The organism is Kitasatospora sp. NPDC059160 (genome assembly GCF_042755465.1).
Lineage (GTDB): Bacteria > Actinomycetota > Actinomycetes > Streptomycetales > Streptomycetaceae > Kitasatospora.
Genome location: NZ_JBHZCN010000045.1, coordinates 11804 through 31053, shown reverse-complemented (window position 1 = coordinate 31053; position 19250 = coordinate 11804). Strand labels below are relative to the sequence as shown.

Annotated in this window: 1 protein-coding gene and 2 pseudogenes; all 3 read right to left on the bottom strand. The window is 75.7% G+C overall.

What is annotated here, in order from left to right:
• Positions 1–3643: pseudogene (locus ACFXOZ_RS20600) on the bottom strand (type I polyketide synthase); the annotation flags it as partial.
• Between the two features lie 68 nt (positions 3644–3711).
• The gene (locus ACFXOZ_RS20595) at positions 3712–8952 is read right to left on the bottom strand and encodes a type I polyketide synthase (RefSeq protein WP_380591857.1); all 5241 of its coding nucleotides are present in this window, start codon (positions 8950–8952) and stop codon (positions 3712–3714) included.
• Between the two features lie 77 nt (positions 8953–9029).
• Positions 9030–19202: pseudogene (locus ACFXOZ_RS20590) on the bottom strand (type I polyketide synthase); the annotation flags it as partial.
• Between the last annotated feature and the right edge of the window lie 48 nt (positions 19203–19250).

The following is a 19250-nucleotide window of genomic DNA, read 5'->3' as shown; positions in this document are numbered from 1 at the left end:
GGGCCCCTCGGGCCCCCCCCACGCCCCCCCCCGGGCGCGCGCGGCGGCGGCCGGGGTCGCGCCGCTGCGCGGGGCCCCCGGGGGCCCCCCCCCCCCCCCCCCCCGCGCCCCCCGGCGCGCCGCTTCCGTCGGCCACCGCGAGGGTGACCGCGTCGCCCCCGGCCGGTGACAGCCGTACCCGGAGGGCGGTCGCGCCGGTGGCGTACAGGGAGACGCCGCTCCAGGAGAACGGCAGTCGCACCTCGCCCGGGGCCGCGGCCGCGACCGCGTGCAGGGCCGCGTCCAGCAGGGCGGGGTGCAGGCCGAACTCGGCGGCCGCGTCGTGCTGTTCGCGCGGCAGCCGCACCTCGGCGAACAGCTCCTCGCCCTGGCGCCAGAGCGCGTGCAGGCCCTGGAACGCCGGACCGTAGCCGAGGCCGTCGGCGGCCAGGCGCGGGTAGAGGTCCGTGAGGTCCACCGGCAGCGCGCCGGCCGGTGGCCAGGCGGTGAGATCCCAGGCCGGCTGCTCGGCGTCGGTGGCCAGGACGCCGGTCGCGTGCCGGGTCCAGGGGGCGTCGGGGCGGTCCGGGCGGGAGTGGACGGAGACGGGGCGCCGTCCGTCGTCGGCTGCGGGGCCGACCCGGAGCTGGAGCTGGACCGATCCGTCCTCGGGGAGCAACAGGGGTGCCTGGAGGGTGAGTTCGTCGAGGACCTCGCAGCCGGTGCGGTCGCCCGCGTGGAGGGCGAGTTCGACGAGGGCGGTGCCGGGGAGGAGCGCGGTGCCGAAGACGGCGTGGTCGGCGAGCCAGGGGTGGGTGGCGGCGGAGAGCAGGCCGGTGAGGACGTGCTCGTCGTCGTCGGCGAGGGGGAGCAGGGCACTGAGGAGGGGGTGGTCGGCGGCGGTGAGGCCGGCGGCGCGGACGTCTCCGGCGGCTGCGGGGGCGTCGAGCCAGAAGCGTTCGCGTTGGAAGGGGTAGGTGGGGAGGTCGAGGTGGTGAGGACCGTCGGTGGGGAGGAGGGCCGTCCAGTCGACGGGGAGGCCGTGGATGTGGATCTCGGCGGCGGAGGTGAGGAGTCGGCGGAGGCCGCCCTCGTTGCGGCGGAGGGTGCCGGTGGTGACGGCGGGCTGGTCGGCGGCTTCGGCGGTGTCCTGGACGGTGGTGGTGAGGACGGGGTGGGGGCTGGCCTCGATGAAGGTGTGGTGGCCGTCGGTGAGGGCGGAGCGCAGCGCGTCGGTGAGGAGGACGGGCTGGCGGAGGTTGGTGTACCAGTAGTCGGCGTTGAGTTGGGTGGTGTCGATTCGTTCGCCGGTGACGGTGGAGTAGAACGGGATGGTGGCTTCCGTCGGGGTGATGCCGGCGAGTTCGGTGGCGAGGTGTTGGCGGATGGTTTCGACGTGGTGGGTGTGGGAGGCGTAGTCGACGTCGATGCGGCGGGCGCGGATGCCGGTTTCGTCGCAGTGGGTGAGGAGTTGGTCGAGGGCGTCGTGGTCGCCGGCGATGACGGTGGTGGTGGGGCCGTTGTGGGCGGCGATGCTGAGTCGTCCGTCCCAGGCCTTCAACAGCTCGACGGTGTCGTGGTGGGCGAGGGGGAGGGAGGCCATGCCGCCGTGTCCGCTGATGGCGAGGATGGCGCGGCTGCGCAGGGCGGCGATCCGGGCGCCGTCTTCGAGGGTGAGGGCGCCGGCGATGGTGGCGGCGGCTATTTCGCCTTGGGAGTGGCCGATGACGGCGGCGGGGTGGATGCCGAGGGACTGCCAGAGTTCGGCGAGGGCGACCATGACGGCGAACAGGGTGGGCTGGACGACGTCGACCCGCCCGAGGTCGAGGGTGCCGCGCAGGGCGTCCGTCAGCGACCAGTCGATGTGCGGGGCCAGGGCGTCCTGGCAGCGGGCGATGGAGGCGGCGAACACGGTTGAGGTGTCGAGGAGTTCGGCGCCCATGCCGATCCACTGCGAGCCCTGTCCGGGGAAGACGAACACCGGACGCTCGAAGCTTCCGCCGCCCACCACGACCCCCGGCGCGGCGGTGCCGTCGGCGACGGCGGTGAGGCCGCTCAGCAGCTCCGCGCGGTCCTCACCGATCACCACCGCCCGCTGCTCGAACGCCGACCGGCCCGACACCAGGGCCGCGGCCACCGCGGCCGGCTCCCACTCCGGGCGAGCCTCGACCGCCGCCCGCAGCCGCTCGGCCTGGGCACGCAGGGCCCGCTCGTCCCGGGCGGACAGCACCCACGGCAGCGCGGCGCCGCCGACCGCGGCCGGAGCAACCGCCGGCTGCTCGGCCGGTTCTTCCGCCGGTGCCTCCTCCAGGATCACGTGTGCGTTCGTCCCGCTGACCCCGAACGAGGACACGGCCGACCGCCGGGGCCGCCCCGTCCGCGGCCATTCCCGTGCCTCGGTGAGCAGTTCGACGGCGCCGGAGGACCAGTCGACGTGCGGGGTGGGCTCGTCGACGTGCAGCGTGCGCGGCAGTACGCCGTGCCGCATCGCCAGCACCATCTTGATCACGCCGCCGACCCCGGCCGCGGCCTGGGTGTGGCCGATGTTGGACTTCAACGAGCCCAGCAGCAGCGGGCGTTCGGCCGGCCGGTCCTTGCCGTAGGTGGCGAGCAGGGCCTGCGCCTCGATCGGGTCGCCCAGCCGGGTGCCCGTGCCGTGCGCCTCCACCGCGTCGATCAGGTCCGGTGACAGGTCGGCCTCGGCGAGGGCGGCCCGGATCACCCGCTGCTGCGAGGGGCCGTTGGGCGCGGAGAGGCTGCTGCTGGCACCGTCCTGGTTCACCGAGGAGCCGCGCAGTACGGCGAGCACCGGGTGCCCGTTGCGGCGGGCGTCGGAGAGCCGCTCGACCAGCAGCATGCCGGCGCCCTCGCCCCAGGCGGTGCCGTCGGCGGCGGCCGCGAAGGACTTGCAGCGCCCGTCCCGGGCGAGGCCGCCCTGCCGGCTGAACTCGACGAAGGTGTCGGGCGTGGCCATCACCGTGACGCCGCCGGCCAGCGCCATCGTGCAGTCGCCGCGTCGGACGGCCTGGGCGGCGAGGTGGAGGGCCACCAGGGAGGAGGAGCAGGCCGTGTCCACGGTCACCGCCGGCCCCTCCAGTCCGAGCGCGTAGGCGATCCGTCCGGACGCGACGCTGCCCGCGGTGCCGCTGCCCAGGAAGCCCGCGACCGACTCGTCCACCGAGGTCAGCCGGGTGCCGTAGTCGTGGTACATCAGGCCGGTGAACACCCCGACCCGGGTGCCGCGCACCGTCGCGGGGGGAATGTCCGCGCGCTCGAACGCCTCCCACGCGGTCTCCAGCAGCAGCCGCTGCTGGGGGTCCATGGCGAGCGCCTCGCGCGGGCTGATGTCGAAGAACCCGGGGTCGAACCGGTCGGCGTCGTCGAGGAAGCCGCCCTCGCAGACGTAGGAGGTGCCGGGGCGCAGGCCGTCGGGGTCGTAGAAGTCCTCGGTGCGCCAGCCGCGTTCGGCGGGTGGCGCACCGACGGCGTCCCGTCCGGCGGCCGCCAGCTCCCACAGCTCCTCCGGGGTCCGGACCCCGCCCGGGTAGCGGCAGCTCATTCCGACGATCGCGATCGGCTCGCGGTCGGCGGCCTCCAGCTCGGCCACCCGGCGGCGTGCCTCGCCGAGTTCGGCGGCAGCCCACCGGAGGTGCTCGCGAAGCTTGTCTTCATGTGCCACTTGAGCCTGCTCCTAAAGCCGGTGCGGGGGTCGATCCGTGCGGGGTTCGGCCCTCAGCGGGCGCGCAACTGGTCGAGTACGTCGAAGAGTTCGTCGTCGGTCGCCGAGGCGAGGTCGGTTCGGTCGGCGCCGTCCCGGCCGTCGTCGTCCCAGCGGGAGAGGAGGTCCCTCAGCCGGTGGGTGATCGCCGTCCGGGCCTGGTCGTCGTCGGTGAAGGGCGCCAGGAACGCCTCCAGCCGGTCGAGTTCCGCGAGCGCGGGGCCCACCTCCGTCATCTCCTCGGCGCCGAACCGGGCGCTGAGGTGATCGGCCAGAGCCGTCGCGGTGGGGTGGTCGAAGACCAGGGTGCTGGGCAGTTGGAGGCCGGTGGCCTCCTGGAGCCGGTCCTGGAGTTCGAGGTTGGCGAGCGAGTCGAAGCCCAGGTCGACGAAGCCCTGACCGGGGTCGATGTCCTCGGGGCCGGACTCGGCCAGCACGACCGCCGCGTGGGTGCGGACGAGGTCGAGCAGGGCCCGCCGGCGTTCGGACTCCGGCATCGCCCGCAGGCGCTGCGCGAAGCCGGCCGCCGGGTCCGCCGCCGGAACCGCTGACGCCGGAACCGCTGCCGCAGCCGCGGCGGGAGTCGGCTCCGCGACCGGTTCCCGCAGCAGCGACGGGACCTGTCCCCGTTCGGCCCGGCCCCGCACCGCCACGGGGTCCAGCCGGACCGGGACCAGCACCGGCTCAGTGATCATCATACGGGCGGTGTCGAAGAGATCAAGTGCCTGTTCCGCGGAGAGGGCGCCGAACCCGTTCCGCTCCAACTTGGCTGTCTGCTGGGTGTTCAGACGCTCGGTCAGGGCGCTGCGCTCGGCCCACATTCCCCACGCGAGGGACAGGCCCGGCAGGCCCTCGGCGTGGCGCTGCCGGGCGAGCGCGTCCAGGAAGGCGTTCGCCGCGGCGTAGTTGGCCTGGCCGGCGGTGCCGAGGACGCCGGAGGCGGAGGAGAACAGGACGAAAGCGTCCAGTCCCAGCGAGCGGGTCAGGTCGTGCAGGTGCCAGGCCGCGTCCACCTTCGGCCGCAGGACGGCATCGAGCCGTTCGGGGGTGAGCGCGGTCAGCAGGCCGTCGTCGGTCGCGCCGGCCGCGTGCACCACGGCCGTCAACGGGTGCTCCCCGGGGATCGAACCCAGCAGGCCGGCCAGGGCCGCACGGTCGGAGGCGTCGCAGGCGGCCACCGTGACGTCGGCCCCCAGCGCGGTCAGCTCCGCGACCAGTTCGGCCGCGCCCGGCGCCCGCTCCCCCCGCCGCCCGGCCAGCAGGAGGTGCCGGGCACCGCGGACGACCAGGTGCCGGGCGAGCAGCGAGCCGAGCGTGCCCGTGCCGCCGGTGACCAGGACGGTGCCGTTCGGGTCGAAGGAGGGGGCGGGGGAGGGGCTGTCGCCGGCGGGCCGTTCCGCCTCCACCAGCCGTGGTGCCAGGAGGTCGGACCGGCGCAGCGCCAGTTGCGGTTCGTCCCGGGCCAGGACCAGCGCCCGGGTCAGGTCGGCCTCGGCGGGATCGGCGGGATCCGCCGCGTCGAGGTCCAGGAGGCCGAAACGCCGGGGGTGCTCGGACAGGGCCGACCGCAGCAGTCCCCAGACCGCCGCCGAGGCCAGGTCGGGTGACGCGGTGTCGGCCCCCGCGGCCTGCGCGCCCCGGGTGGCCACGACCAGTCGCGCGGCGGCGAACCGCGGCTCGGCGAGCCAGGCGCGCACCAGCGACAGCGCGTCGGCGGTGGCGGAGTGGACGGCGGCCGGCAGCTCGCCGCCGGTCGGCAGGAGGGGTGCGAGCACCACGTCCGGCACCGGTGTCCCGGCCGCGGCCAGGGCCGTGAGGTCCGGGTAGCGGAGCGCGGAGGCCGTCGGCAGCCCGGCGCCCACCACCGCCGTCCGCACGGCGGACGGCTGCGGGGGTGCCGGCACCGGCGCCCATCGGACCCGCCACAGCAGGGGGGAGCCGGTGGCGTCACCGTGCAGTGTCCGGGAACGCAGGCTCGTGACCGACGCCACCGGGACACCCGCCGGGTCGGCCGCCTCGACGGTCATCGCGTCCGGTCCGGCGGGCGCGAGCCGCACCCGCAGCGCGGTCGGGCCCGTCCCCCGGATCGAGACGCCGTGCCAGGCGAACGGGACCGGGACCGGCCCCGCGGTCGGCGCAGCGGCGGCACCGGCCTGCAGCGCGGCGTCCAGCAGGGCCGGGTGGAGGCCGTACCGCGCGGCGTCGGCCCGGTCCGCCTCGGCCAGGGCCACCTCGGCGAACACCTCCTCGCCGCGGCGCCAGAGCGCGCGCAGCCCGCGGAAGGCGGGACCGTAGTCGATGCCGAGGCCGGCGAAGCGGCGGTAGCATCCGTCGAGCTCGACCGGCTCGGCGCCGGCCGGCGGCCAGGAGACCAGGTCCGACGACGGGGCCGGCTCCTCGACGGACACCGTGGCGGTGGCGTGCCGACGCCAGGGGGCGTCCTCGGGCCCGGCCGGGCGGGAGGACAGCTCCACCGGGCGGCGGCCGGCTCCGTCCGGGACGCCGACGGCCAGCCTGATCCGGACGCCGCCCTCCGGGGCGGTCTCCCGGCCGGGGAGCTCCAGCGGGGCGTGCAGGGTCAGCTCCTCGATGTGCGCGCAGCCCGTCCGGGCGCCCGCCCAGCGGACCAGCTCGACCACCGCGGTGCCGGGGAGCAGCACCCGCCCGTGCACGGTGTGGTCGGCGAGCCAGGGCAGCTCGCCGGGTGACAGCCGTCCGGTGAACAGCAGCCCTCCGTCGGCGGGGAGTTCCACCGCGGCCCGGAGCAGCGGGTGGTCCGCCGGGGCGAGCCCGGCCGCGGCCACGTCGGGGTCGGCCGGTCCGTCCTCCAGCCAGTAGCGGCGGCGCTGGAACGGGTAGGTCGGCAGGTCGACCAGGCGCAGCCCGGCGGCGGGGAACGCCGCCGACCAGTCGGCCGGCCCGCCGTGGACGTACAGCTCGGCCAGGGCCGCGAGGAGCCGGTCCTGGGCGGCGAGGGCCTCGTCGGGGTCGCCGAAGGGTCCCTCGGGGCCGCCGACCACCCGGACCCTCCCGTCCGCGGCGCCCGCGATCCGGGCGGCCTGCTCGGGTCCGAGGGCGACGAACCGGGTGTGGCCGCGCTCCAGCAGGTCGCGCACCGCGTCGTCCGGATCGCCCGGCAGCAGCGGAACCCGGGCACCGGAGGGGTCGACCGGCCCGCCGGACACCGCCGCGCGCGCCCCCTCCGCCAGCGAGAGGGCCTGCGCGACGCAGGCTCCCGCAGCCGCGCCGGCGCCGTCGCCCGGTGCGACCACGGCGGCCGGGTCCACCCCGTGCCCCTGCCACCACCCGGCGAGGGCGACCAGCACGGCCCATCCCACCGCGCGGTCGACCTCCGGGCGGGCCGGGTCGGGCGCGCCCTCGGCCCCGCGCAGCACCTGCGTGGCGGACCAGCCGGCGACCTCCACGAGCGCCGCGTCGCAGGCGGCCAGCCGCTCCGCGAACAGCGGCGAGGCGTCCAGCAGGCGCAGTACGCCGTCGGTGCGCTCCGCCGGCCGCTCCGGCAGCACGAACACCACCCGGGCGTCCCCCCGGGCGACGCCCCGGACCAGGCCGGGCCCCGGTTCGCCCGCCGCCAGCGCGGCCAGGCCCGCCCGGAACCCGGCCGGGTCCGTCCCCAGGAGGACGGCCCGGTGCTCGAAGGTCGCACGGGTGCGCGCCAGCGCCGCCCCCACCTCGGCGGCGGACCGGCCGGGGTGCCCGTCCAGGTGCTCCGACAGCCGTGCGGCCTGCGCGCGCAGCGCGGCCTCGGTCCGGCCGGAGAGCACCCACGGCAGCATCGCCCCGCGGGCCGGGCCGGGGTCGGCCGGCTCCGACCCGGCCCGTCCCGCCTGCTCGGGACGTCCGCCCTGCTCCGGCTCGGCCTCCTCCAGGACGAGGTGCGCATTGGTGCCGCTCACCCCGAAGGACGACACCCCGGCCCGGCGCGGCCGCCCGCTCACCGGCCACGGCCGGGCGGCGGTCAGCGGGGACACCGCGCCGGCCTCCCAGTCGACGTGCGGATTCGCCCCGTCGAGGTGCAGGGTGCGCGGCAGCACGCCGTGGCGCATCGCCATCACCGTCTTGATGACGCCGGCCACCCCCGCCGCCGCCTGGGCGTGCCCGATGTTGGACTTCACCGAGCCGAGCCACAGCGGCTCCGCCCCGGCCCGCTCCTGGCCGTAGGTGGCCAGCAGCGCCTGGGCCTCGATCGGGTCGCCGAGCGTGGTCCCGGTGCCGTGCGCCTCCACCGCGTCCACGTCCCGCGCCGACAGCCCGGCGTTCTCCAGCGCCTGCCGGATCACCCGCTGCTGGGCGGGCCCGCTCGGGGCCGTCAGACCGCTGCTCGCGCCGTCCTGGTTGACCGCGCTGCCCCGGATCACGGCCAGGACGTGCCGGCCGTTCCGCCGGGCGTCGGAGAGGCGTTCCAGCAGCAGCATCCCGACGCCCTCGCCCAGGCCGGTCCCGTCGGCCCGGGCCGAGAACGCCTTGCAGCGCGCGTCGGGCGCCAGGCCCCGCTGCCGGCTGAACTCGACCAGCGCCATCGGCGAGGCCATCACGGTCACACCGCCGGCGAGGGCGAGCGAGCACTCGCCGCTCCGCAGCGCCTGCGCCGCCTGGTGCAGCGCCACCAGGGACGACGAGCACGCGGTGTCGAGGGTGACGGCCGGACCCTCCAGGCCGAAGGTGTACGCGACCCGGCCGGAGGCGACGCTGCCGGTACTGCCGTTGCCGACGTAGCCCTCGAACTCACCCGGCACCCGGCGCAGCCGCGAGGCGTAGTCCTGGTAGATCACCCCGGCGAAGACGCCGGTCCGGCTGCCGCGCAGGGTCTCCGGGGCGATCCCCGCCCGCTCGAAGGCCTCCCAGGAGGTCTCCAGCAGCAGCCGCTGCTGCGGGTCGGTGGCCAGCGCCTCGCGGGAGCTCATGCCGAAGAACGCCGGGTCGAACTCGGCCGCGTCGTGCAGGAAGCCGCCCTCGCGGACGTACACCGTGCCGTGTCGGGCCGGGTCGGGGTCGTGCAGGCCGCCGTCCCAGCCGCGGTCCGTCGGGAAGGGCGAGATCGCGTCCCGCTCCTCGGCCACCACGCGCCACAGGTCCTCCGGGGAGGCGACCCCGCCGGGGTAGCGGCACGCCATGCCGACGATCGCGATCGGCTCACGGGCCCCCTCCTCGACCTCCTGGAGCCGCCGGCGGGTCCGGCGCAGGTCGACGGTCAGCCGCTTGAGCGCGTCGACGACCTTCTCGCTACTCGTCATTCCGCTGTGCGCCTCTCTGTTCAACGACGGGTCCGAGTTCAAGGACGGGTCCGACGGTGGGCCCGGGGTGGGCATGGTCACGGGTTCCGCAGTTCGCTGTCGACGATGTCGAGGATCTCGTCGAGCGTGATGTCCGCGAACTCCTCCTCATCGGAGGGGAGTTCGGGCGCCGCCTCGGCCTGCGGCGCGTGCAGCTGCGCCGCCAGCCCGCGCAGCCGCTCGGCGAGCCGCTCACGCGCGGCCCGGTCCGCGGGGGCCAGGTCGCGCAGACCCGCCTCCAGGGCGTCGAGGTCGAGCGGGGCCGGTGCGGCGGCCGTCCGGTCGCGCTGCCGGAGCAGCTCGCCGAGGTGCTCGGCGACGGCGGCCGGCGTCGGGTGGTCGAAGACCAGCGTCGCGGGCAGGCGCAGGCCGGTGGCCGTGGCCAGGCGGTTGCGCAGCTCCACTCCGCGCAGCGAGTCGAACCCGGACTCCAGGAAGCCGCGCCCGGTGCCGACCGCCTCCGGCGAGGCGTGGCCGAGCACCGCGGCCACCTGGACCCGCACCAACTCGACGAGGGTGTGCGACCGTTCGGCGGCGGACAGGCCGTCGAGCGACAGCCCGGCGCCGGTTGCGGCCGGCGCCTCGGAGCGGGCCGCGCGCCGCGGTGCCGTGCCGAGCAGGGCCCGCAGCAGCGGCAGGTCCCGCGTCGAGCCGCCCTCGCGGAGCGCGCGCAGGTCCAGTCGGACCGGGAGCACCAACGGCCGGTCCTGGGCGAGCGCGGTGTCGAACAGCGCCAGGCCCGCCGCCGTGGACATCGGCAGCACGCCCGAGCGCCGCATCCGCGACCGGTCCGCCTCGCTCAGGCCGCGGGTCATGGCGCTGGCCGCCGACCACAGCCCCCACGCCATCGACACCCCGGGCAGGCCCAGCGCGCGGCGGTGGGCGGCCAGGCCGTCCAGGTAGGCGTTGGCGGCGGCGTAGTTGGCCTGCCCGGCATTGCCGAGCAGCCCGCCCGCGGCCGAGAACAGCACGAACATCGCCGGCTTGGCGTTCAGGGTCAGCTCGTGCAGGTTCCAGGCGGCGTCCGCCTTCGGGCGCAGCACGGCCCTGGCCCGCTCCGGGGTGAGCGAGGTGAGGGTGCCGTCGTCCAGCACCCCGGCCGCGTGCACCACCCCGGTCAGCGGGTGGCGCGCCGGGACGGCCGCGAGCACCGAGGCCAGCGACTCCCGGTCGGCCGCGTCGCACGGGGCGAAGGTCACCTCGGCGCCCGACCCGGCCAGGGACAGGGCCAGTTCGGCGGCGCCGGGCGCCTGCCGGCCCTGCCGGCTGACCAGCAGCAGGTGCCGGACGCCGTACGTGTCGACCAGGTGCCGGGCGACGAGGGCGCCCAGCGTGCCGGTACCCCCGGTGATCAGCACGGTGCCCTCCGGGTCCAGGGCGGTGGCGGCGACGTCGTCGGCCGGGTGCAGCCGTGCCAGCCGCGGCACCAGCACCCGCCCGGCCCGGACCGCGTACTGCGGCTCGGCACCGTCCAGCACGGCCGGCAGCACGGCGGGAAGTACGGCGGACAGCGCGGCCGACGGCGCGGTCCGGTCGTCGGCCGCGGGGCCGTCGAGGTCCACCAGGACGAATCTGTCCGGGTGCTCGGCCTGCGCCGACCGCACCGCACCCCAGACGGCGGCCGCCGCCAGGTCGGGGGACACGGCCCGGAGCGAGGTGTCGACGGCGCCGGCGGTCACCACCACCAGGCGGGCGGCGCCGAACCGGTCGTCGGCCACCCAGGACTGGAGCAGGGACAGCGCCCGTTCCACCGCCCGCCCGGCCGCGTCCGCGGACAGGGTGTCCCCGCCGGGCTCCGACGTCCAGGGGAGCACGACGGCCTCGGGCACCGGTGCGCCGGCGCCGATCGCGTCGGCGAGGGCCGCGAGATCCGGATAGCCGTCTCCGCCGAACGCGTCGGAACCGAGCACCGCGTGGCGGACCGTCCCCGCGTTCGTACGGCCGGGCAGCTCGTGCCACGCCAGCTGGAACAGCGAGTCGGCGCCGGAGCGACGGGAGGCGGAGCCGAGCTGCGCCCGGGAGACCGGCCGGACGGCGAGCGAGTCGATCGTGGCGACCGGCAGACCGGTCTCGTCGGCCACCGCCAGCGACAGCTCGTCCGGGCCGGTCGGAGTCAGCCGCACCCGGAGCGCGGTCGCGCCGGCGGCGTGCAGGGTGACACCGGTCCACGAGAACGGCAGCCTCACCTGCTCCGCGCCGTCGATCAGCGTGGTGTGCAGGGCCGCGTCCAGCAGGGCGGGGTGCAGGCCGAACTCGGCGGCCACGTCGTGCTGTTCGCGCGGCAGCCGCACCTCGGCGTACACCTCCTCGCCGAGCCGCCAGGCGGCGCGCAGCCCTCGGAACGCCGGACCGTACCCGAGGCCGTCGACGGCGAGCCGCTCGTAGAGGCCGTCGAGTTCGACCGGCTCGGCCCCGGCCGGCGGCCAGACGCGGCCGGACGCCCAGCCGGCGGACGGCTCGGACGGCTCGGACGGCGAGGCGGTGCCGGTCGCGTGGCAGGTCCAGGCGCCGCCGGCCTCCGAACCGTCCACGGCGGAGTGGACGGTGAGAGCGCGACGCCCGGTGGCGTCCGCCGCGCCGACGCGGACCTGGACGCGGACGCCGTCCTGGCCGGGGAGGACGAGCGGCGCCTGGAGGGTGAGCTCCTCGATGTGGTGGCAGCCGAGTCGGCGGCCGGCGTGGAGGGCGAGTTCGACGAGGGCCGTGCCGGGGGCGAGAACGGTCCCCCAGACGGCGTGGTCGGCGAGCCAGGGGTGGGTGGCGGCGGAGAGCAGGCCGGTGAGGAGCATGCCCTCGTCGTCCGGCAACGGGACGGCCGCCGCGAGCAGCGGGTGCTCGGCGGAGTCGAGTCCGGCGGTGCGGGGGTTCGTCGCCGTGGGCGCGGTCAGCCAGAAGCGTTCGCGTTGGAAGGGGTAGGTGGGGAGGTCGGGGTGGGTGCCGGGGGTAAGGAAGGGGGTCCAGTCGACGGGGTGGCCATGGGCGTGGATCGCGGCGGCTGAGGTGAGCAGTCGGTGGAGGCCGCCCTCGTTGCGGCGGAGGGTGCCGGTGATGAGGGTGGGGGTTGTGGTGTCGAGGGTTTCCTCGATGGCGGGGGTGAGGACGGGGTGGGGGCTGGCCTCGATGAAGGTGTGGTGGCCGTCGGTGAGGGCGGAGCGCAGCGCGTCGGTGAGGAGGACGGGTTGGCGGAGGTTGGTGTACCAGTAGTCCGCGTCGAGGCGGGTGGTGTCGATCCGTTCGCCGGTGACGGTGGAGTAGAAGGGGATGTCGGCGGGCTTGGGGGTGATGCCGGCGAGTTCGGTGGCGAGGTGTTGGCGGATGGTTTCGACGTGGTGGGTGTGGGAGGCGTAGTCGACGTCGATGCGGCGGGCGCGGATGCCGGTTTCGTCGCAGTGGGTGAGGAGTTGGTCGAGGGCGTCGTGGTCGCCGGCGATGACGGTGGTGGTGGGGCCGTTGTGGGCGGCGACGCTCAGCCGTCCGTCCCAGGCCTTCAACAGCTCGACGGTGTCCTGGTGGCCGAGGGGGATGGACGCCATGCCGCCCTGTCCGCTGATGGCGAGGATGGCGCGGCTGCGCAGGGCGGCGATGCGGGCGCCGTCGTGGAGGGTGAGGGCTCCGGCGATGGTGGCTGCGGCGATCTCGCCTTGGGAGTGGCCGATGACGGCGGCGGGGTGGATGCCGAGGGACTGCCAGAGTTCGGCGAGGGCGACCATGACGGCGAACAGGGTGGGCTGGACGACGTCGACCCGCCCGAGGTCGAGGGTGCCGCGCAGGGCGTCCGTCAGCGACCAGTCGATGTGCGGGGCCAGGGCGTCCTGGCAGCGGGCGATGGAGGCGGCGAACACGGGTGAGGTGTCGAGGAGTTCGGCGCCCATGCCGATCCACTGCGAGCCCTGTCCGGGGAACACGAACACCGGACGGTCGTAGCTGCCGCTGCCGGTGGGAGCGGTGCCGTCGGCGATGGCGGCGAGAGCGCTGAGCAGTTCCTCACGGTTCTCGCCGATGGCGACGGCCCGGTGGTCCAGGTGGGCCCGTCCGGTGAGCAGGGTGTGGCCGACGGCCCGCAGGTCGGTGTCGGGGCGCTCCTGGAGGAACGCGGCCAACTGTCCTGCCTGGGCGCGCAGCGCCTGCTCGTCGCGGGCGGAGAGGACCCACGGCACCACGGGGAACGGCGAGTCGGTGGCGGCGTCCTCCGGCGAGGCGGCGGGCGAAGCAGCCGGCGCCTCCTCCAGGATCACGTGAGCGTTCGTCCCGCTGATCCCGAAGGCGGAGACGCCCGCCCGTCGCGGACGCCCGTCCTCCTGCGGCCATTCCCGTGCCTCGGTGAGCAGTTCGACGGCACCGGCGGACCAGTCGACGTGGGAGGTGGGCTCGCTGACGTGGAGGGTGCGCGGAAGCACCTCGTTGTGCAGGGCGAGTACCATCTTGATCACACCGGCGATCCCGGCCGCGGCCTGGGTGTGGCCGATGTTGGACTTCAACGAGCCCAGCAGCAGCGGGCGTTCGGCGGGCCGGTCCTTGCCGTAGGTGGCGAGCAGGGCCTGCGCCTCGATCGGGTCACCCAGCCGGGTGCCGGTGCCGTGCGCCTCGACCGCGTCCACGTCGGCGGTGGTGAGCCGGGCGTCCGCGAGGGCGGCCCGGATCACCCGCTGCTGCGACGGGCCGTTGGGGGCGGCCAGCCCGTTGGAGGCGCCGTCCTGGTTGACGGCCGAGCCGCGGATCACGGCGAGGACGGGGTGACCGTTGCGGCGGGCGTCGGAGAGCCGTTCGACCAGCACCACGCCGACCCCCTCGGAGAGGCCGAACCCGTCGGCATCGTCGGAGAACGCCTTGCAGCGGCCGGTCTCGGACAGCGCGCCCATGCGGCTGAACCCGATGAACGAGTCCGGGGTCGGCATCACCACCGCACCGCCCGCGATGGCCATCGAGCACTCGCCGGCCCGCAGGGCCCGGGCGGCCAGGTGGAGCGCGACCAGGGAGGACGAGCACGCGGTGTCGACGGTGATGGCCGGCCCCTCCAGGCCGAACGCGTAGGCCAGTCGGCCCGAGATGACGCTGGTGACGCTGCCGGTGATGACGTAGTCCTCGATGGCGGCCGATGCGTCGGCCGAACGGACGCCGTACCCGTGCTGCATGGCGCCGACGAAGGCGCCGGTCCGGCTGCCGCGCAGGGCGGTCAGGTCGATGCCGGCCCGCTCGAAGGCCTCCCAGGAGGTCTCCAGCAGCAGCCGCTGCTGCGGGTCCATCGCCAGCGCCTCGCGCGGGCTGATCCCGAAGAACGCGGCGTCGAACCCGTCCACGTCCCGGACGAAGCCGCCCTGCTGGCCGGGTACCGCGTCCGGGTCCCAGCCGCGGTCGGTGGGCAGGTCGGAGACGACGTCGCCGTCCGTGGCGAGCAGCTGCCACAGCTGCTCGGGCGTCGTCACGCCACCGGGGAAGCGGCAGGCCGTGCCCACGATCGCGATCGCCTCGTCGTCATCCGCGCCGTCGCCCGCCGGGGTGGCGGTCCCGGCCGGGGCGGGCAGCTCCGGTGCCCCCAACTCCAGGATGTCGCGCCGCAGTTGGCTGGCGAGCGCGGTCGGTGTCGGGTAGTCGAAGACCAGCGTCGCCGGGAGGCGCAGGCCGGTGGCGGAGGCCAGCCGGTTGCGCAGTTCGACCGCCGTCAGCGACTCGAACCCCAGGTCCTTGAAGGCCCGGTCGGGCCGGATGCCGTCCGCGGTGCTGTGCCCCAGCACCGCGACGGCGTGCGCGGTGACGAGGTCGGTGAGCGCGCGGACCTGGTCCGGCTCGGACAGGTCCGCGAGGGACCGCCGGAGCTCGGAGCCGGAGCCGGCCGCGTCGGCCGCCGCACCGGTCGCCGTCCCGGCGGACGACGCCAGCACGGCACGCGCCTCGGGGAGTCCGGTGAGCAGGGGGCTCGGGCGCACCGCGGTGAACAACGGGACGAAGCGCTGCCAGTCGACCTCGGCCACCGCGACGAAGGTGTCGTCGTGGTCCAGCGCCTGCTGCAGGGCGGCGATCGCCAGCTCGGGGGCCATCAGCGGCAGACCCTGTCCGCGCACGCGGCGACGGGTGCGTTCGACGTCCGGGTCGCCCAGGTTCTTCCAGGTGTTGACGGCGTCCTCCCAGACGCCCCAGGCGACCGACAGCATCGGCAGGCCCTGCGCGCGGCCCTGCTCGGCGAGGGCGTCGAGCGCCGCGTTGGCGGCCGCGTAGGCGGCGTGGTCGCCGCTGCCCCAGAAGGCGGCGATCGAGGAGAACAGGACGAAGGCGTCGAGCTGGTCCGGGTCGAGCAGGTCGGCCAGGTGCCGGGCGCCGTCCACCTTGGCGGCCAGCACCTGGTCGAGGCTCTCCAGGGTGGTGTCGGCGACGGAGGTCAGTTCGATGAACGCGGCCGTGTGCAGGACGGCCCGCACCGTGTGGCCGTCCGCCCGCAGCCGGTCGAGCAGCCCGGCGACCGCGTCGCGGTCCGCCACGTCGCACGCGGCCAGGGTGACGGCCACGCCCCGACCCTCCAACTCGGCGGCCAGGTCGGCGGCGCCCGGGGCGTCCGGGCCCGAGCGGCTGGCCAGGACGAGGTGCTCGGCGCCGTGGTCGGCCAGCCAGCGCGCGAGCCGGGGGCCGAGGCTCCCGGTGCCGCCGGTGACCAGCACCGTGCCCCCGGGACGCCAGCCCCGGACGGGCTTGGCGGCGCCGAGCTGCGCACGGACCATCCGCCGCGCGAACAGGCCGGCCGGACGGACCGCCACCTGGTCCTCCCCGGAGGATCCCGAGAGCGCCCGGGCCAGCCGGCCGAGCGCCCGCTCGTCGGGCTCCTCGGGCAGGTCGACCAGTCCGCCCCAGAGCTGCGACTGCTCAAGGGCGACGACCCGGCCGAGGCCCCACAACTGGGCCTGCACCGGATCCGCCGGGCCGTCGGACGGTCCGGCGCACACGGCGCCGCGCGTGGCGCACCACAGCGGCGCCCGGAGGCCGAGGTCGGCCAGGGCCTGGACCAGCGCCAGCGTCAGCGCGAGGCCGCTCGTCACGGTGTGCTTCCCGGGGTGGCGGCGGGCGTCCAGTCCCAGGAAGGACAGCAGGCCGGCCGGGCCGGACCCGCCGTCGTCGAGCACCTCGCCCAGCCGCGCGGCCAGCACGTCGCGGTCCGCGTCGGCCGCGCCCGCCTCCAGGACCACGGGCCGGGCGCCGCGCAGGCCGAGGAGGCGTACGGCTCCGGTGACCCAGGCGTCGTCCGCGCAGCCCGCGGGAACGACCACCAGCCAGGTGCCGGAGAGGGCGGACGCGGCGCCCTCGGGCACGGGCTTCCAGGCGATCCCGTACCGCCAGTCGTCCACCGCCGACCGGTCGCGGCTCTGCCGGTGCCACGAGGAGAGCGCGGGCAGCAGGGCGCTCAGCGACCGCCGTCGCTCGTCGTCGTCCACCTGCAGCGTCGCGGCCACGGCGGCGACGTCCTGCTCCTCGACGGCCTCCCAGAAACCCGCGTCCTGGGTGCTGTACCCCGCCGGGGAGGCAGAGGCGACGGCGGTGTCCTCGATCCACAGGTGCTGGTGCTGGAAGGGGTAGGTGGGGAGGTCGGGGTGGGTGCCGGGGGCGAGGAAGAGGGTCCAGTCGACGGCGTGGCCGTGGGTGTGGAGGTGGGCGGCCGAGGTGAGGAGTCGGGTCCAGGTGCCTTCGTTCCGGCGGAGGGTGCCGGTGGTGACGGCGGGCTGGTCGGCGGCTTCGGCGGTGTCCTGGACGGTGGTGGTGAGGACGGGGTGGGGGCTGGCCTCGATGAAGGTGTGGTGGCCGTCGGCGAGGGCGGAGTTGAGGGCGTCGGTGAGGAGGACGGGTTGGCGGAGGTTGGTGTACCAGTAGTCGGCGTCGAGGCGGGTGGTGTCGATTCGCTCGCCGGTGACGGTGGAGTAGAAGGGGATGGTGGCTTCCGTCGGGGTGATGCCGGCGAGTTCGGTGGCGAGGTGTTGGCGGATGGTTTCGACGTGGTGGGTGTGGGAGGCGTAGTCGACGTCGATGCGGCGGGCGCGGATGCCGGTTTCGTCGCAGTGGGTGAGGAGTTGGTCGAGGGCGTCGTGGTCGCCGGCGATGACGGTGGTGGTGGGGCCGTTGTGGGCGGCGATGCTGAGTCGTCCGTTCCAGGCGGTCAGCAGCTGGACGGTGTCCTGGTGGCCGAGGGGGATGGAGGCCATGCCGCCCTGTCCGCTGATGGCGAGGATGGCGCGGCTGCGCAGGGCGGCGATGCGGGCGCCGTCTTCGAGGGTGAGGGCGCCGGCGATGGTGGCGGCGGCGATCTCGCCTTGGGAGTGTCCGATGACGGCGGCGGGGTGGATGCCGAGGGACTGCCAGAGTTCGGCGAGGGCGACCATGACGGCGAACAGGGTGGGCTGGACGACGTCGACCCGCCCGAGGTCGAGGGTGCCGCGCAGGGCGTCCGTCAGCGACCAGTCGATGTGCGGGGCCAGGGCGTCCTGGCAGCGGGCGATGCTGGCGGCGAACACGGGTGAGGTGTCGAGGAGTTCGGCGCCCATGCCGATCCACTGCGAGCCCTGTCCGGGGAAGACGAACACCGGGCGCTCGTAGCTGCCGCTGCCGGTGGGAGCGGTGCCGTCGGCGATGGCGGTGAGAGCGTTGAGCAGTTCCTCACGGTTCTCGCCGATGGCGACGGCCCGGTGGTCCAGGTGGGCCCGTCCGGTGAGCAGGGTGTGGCCGACGGCCCGCAGGTCGGTGTCGGGGCGCTCCTGGAGGAACGCGGCCAACTGTCCTGCCTGCGCGCGCAGCGCCTGCTCGTCGCGGGCGGAGAGGACCCACGGCACGACGGGGAACGGCGAGTCGGTGGCGGTGTCCTCCGGCGAGGCGGCGGGCGAAGCAGCCGGCGCCTCCTCCAGGATCACGTGCGCGTTCGTCCCGCTGATCCCGAACGAGGACACGGCGGCTCGTCGGGTCCGCTCCCCGGCCGGCCATTCCCGTGCCTCGGTGAGCAGTTCGACGGCGCCGGAGGACCAGTCCACGTGCGGGGTGGGCTCGTCGACGTGCAGCGTCTGCGGCAGTACGCCGTGCCGCATCGCCATCACCATCTTGATCACGCCGCCGACCCCGGCCGCGGCCTGCGCGTGGCCGATGTTGGACTTCAACGAGCCCAGCAGCAGCGGCCGTTCGGCCGGCCGGTCCTTGCCGTAGGTGGCGAACAGCGCCTGCGCCTCGATCGGGTCGCCCAACCGGGTGCCGGTGCCGTGGGCCTCCACGGCGTCCACGTCGGCGGCGGCCAGCCGGGCGTTCTTCAACGCGTCCCGGATCGCCCGCTGCTGGGCGGGCCCGTTGGGCGCGGAGAACCCGCTGCTGCTTCCGTCCTGGTTGACGGCCGAGCCGCGCACCACGGCGAGGACCTGGTGCCCGTTGCGCCGGGCGTCGGAGAGCCGCTCCAGCAGCAGGACGCCGACACCCTCCGCCCAGCCGGTGCCGTCGGCGGCGGCCGCGAAGGCCCGGCAGCGCCCGTCGGGGGACAGCGCCCGCTGACGGCTGAACTCGACGAAGCCGCCCGGTCCGGTCATCACGGTGACGCCGCCGACGAGGGCCATCGTGCATTCCCCGTTGCGCAGCGCCTGTCCGGCGAGGTGCAGCGCGACCAGCGACGAGGAGCACGCCGTGTCCACGGTGATCGCGGGCCCCTCCAGGCCCAGGCTGTACGCGACCCGCCCGGACACCACGCTGCCCAGGCTGCCCGTCATCAGGTAGCCCTCGAGGTCGTCGGGGGTGCGGCGCAGCCGCGCGGCGTAGTCCTGGTGCATCACGCCGGCGAACACACCGGTCCGGCTGCCGCGGACGGAGGCCGGGTCGATGCCGGCCCGCTCGAAGGCCTCCCAGGAGGTCTCCAGCAGCAGTCGCTGCTGCGGGTGCATGGCGAGCGCCTCGCGCGGGCTGATCCCGAAGAAGTCCGGGTCGAAGAGCGCGGCCTCGTGGAGGAAGCCGCCGGCCCGGGCGTAGGTCTTTCCGACCGCCTCGGGGTCGGAGTCGTAGAGCGCGTCCAGGTCCCAGCCGCGGTCCTCCGGGAAGGCGGTGACGGCGTCGCCGCCGCTCGCGACCAGCTGCCAGAGGCCCTCGGGCGAGGTGACGCCCCCCGGGTAGCGGCAGGCCATGCCGACGATGGCGATCGGGTCGGAGGCCGCAGCGGTCAGTTTCCGGTTCTGCTGCCGCAGCAGTTCGGCCTCCTTGAGGGAAGCCCGTAGCGCCTTGACGACTTCTTCACTGGATACGGTCATCGCGAACTCCGA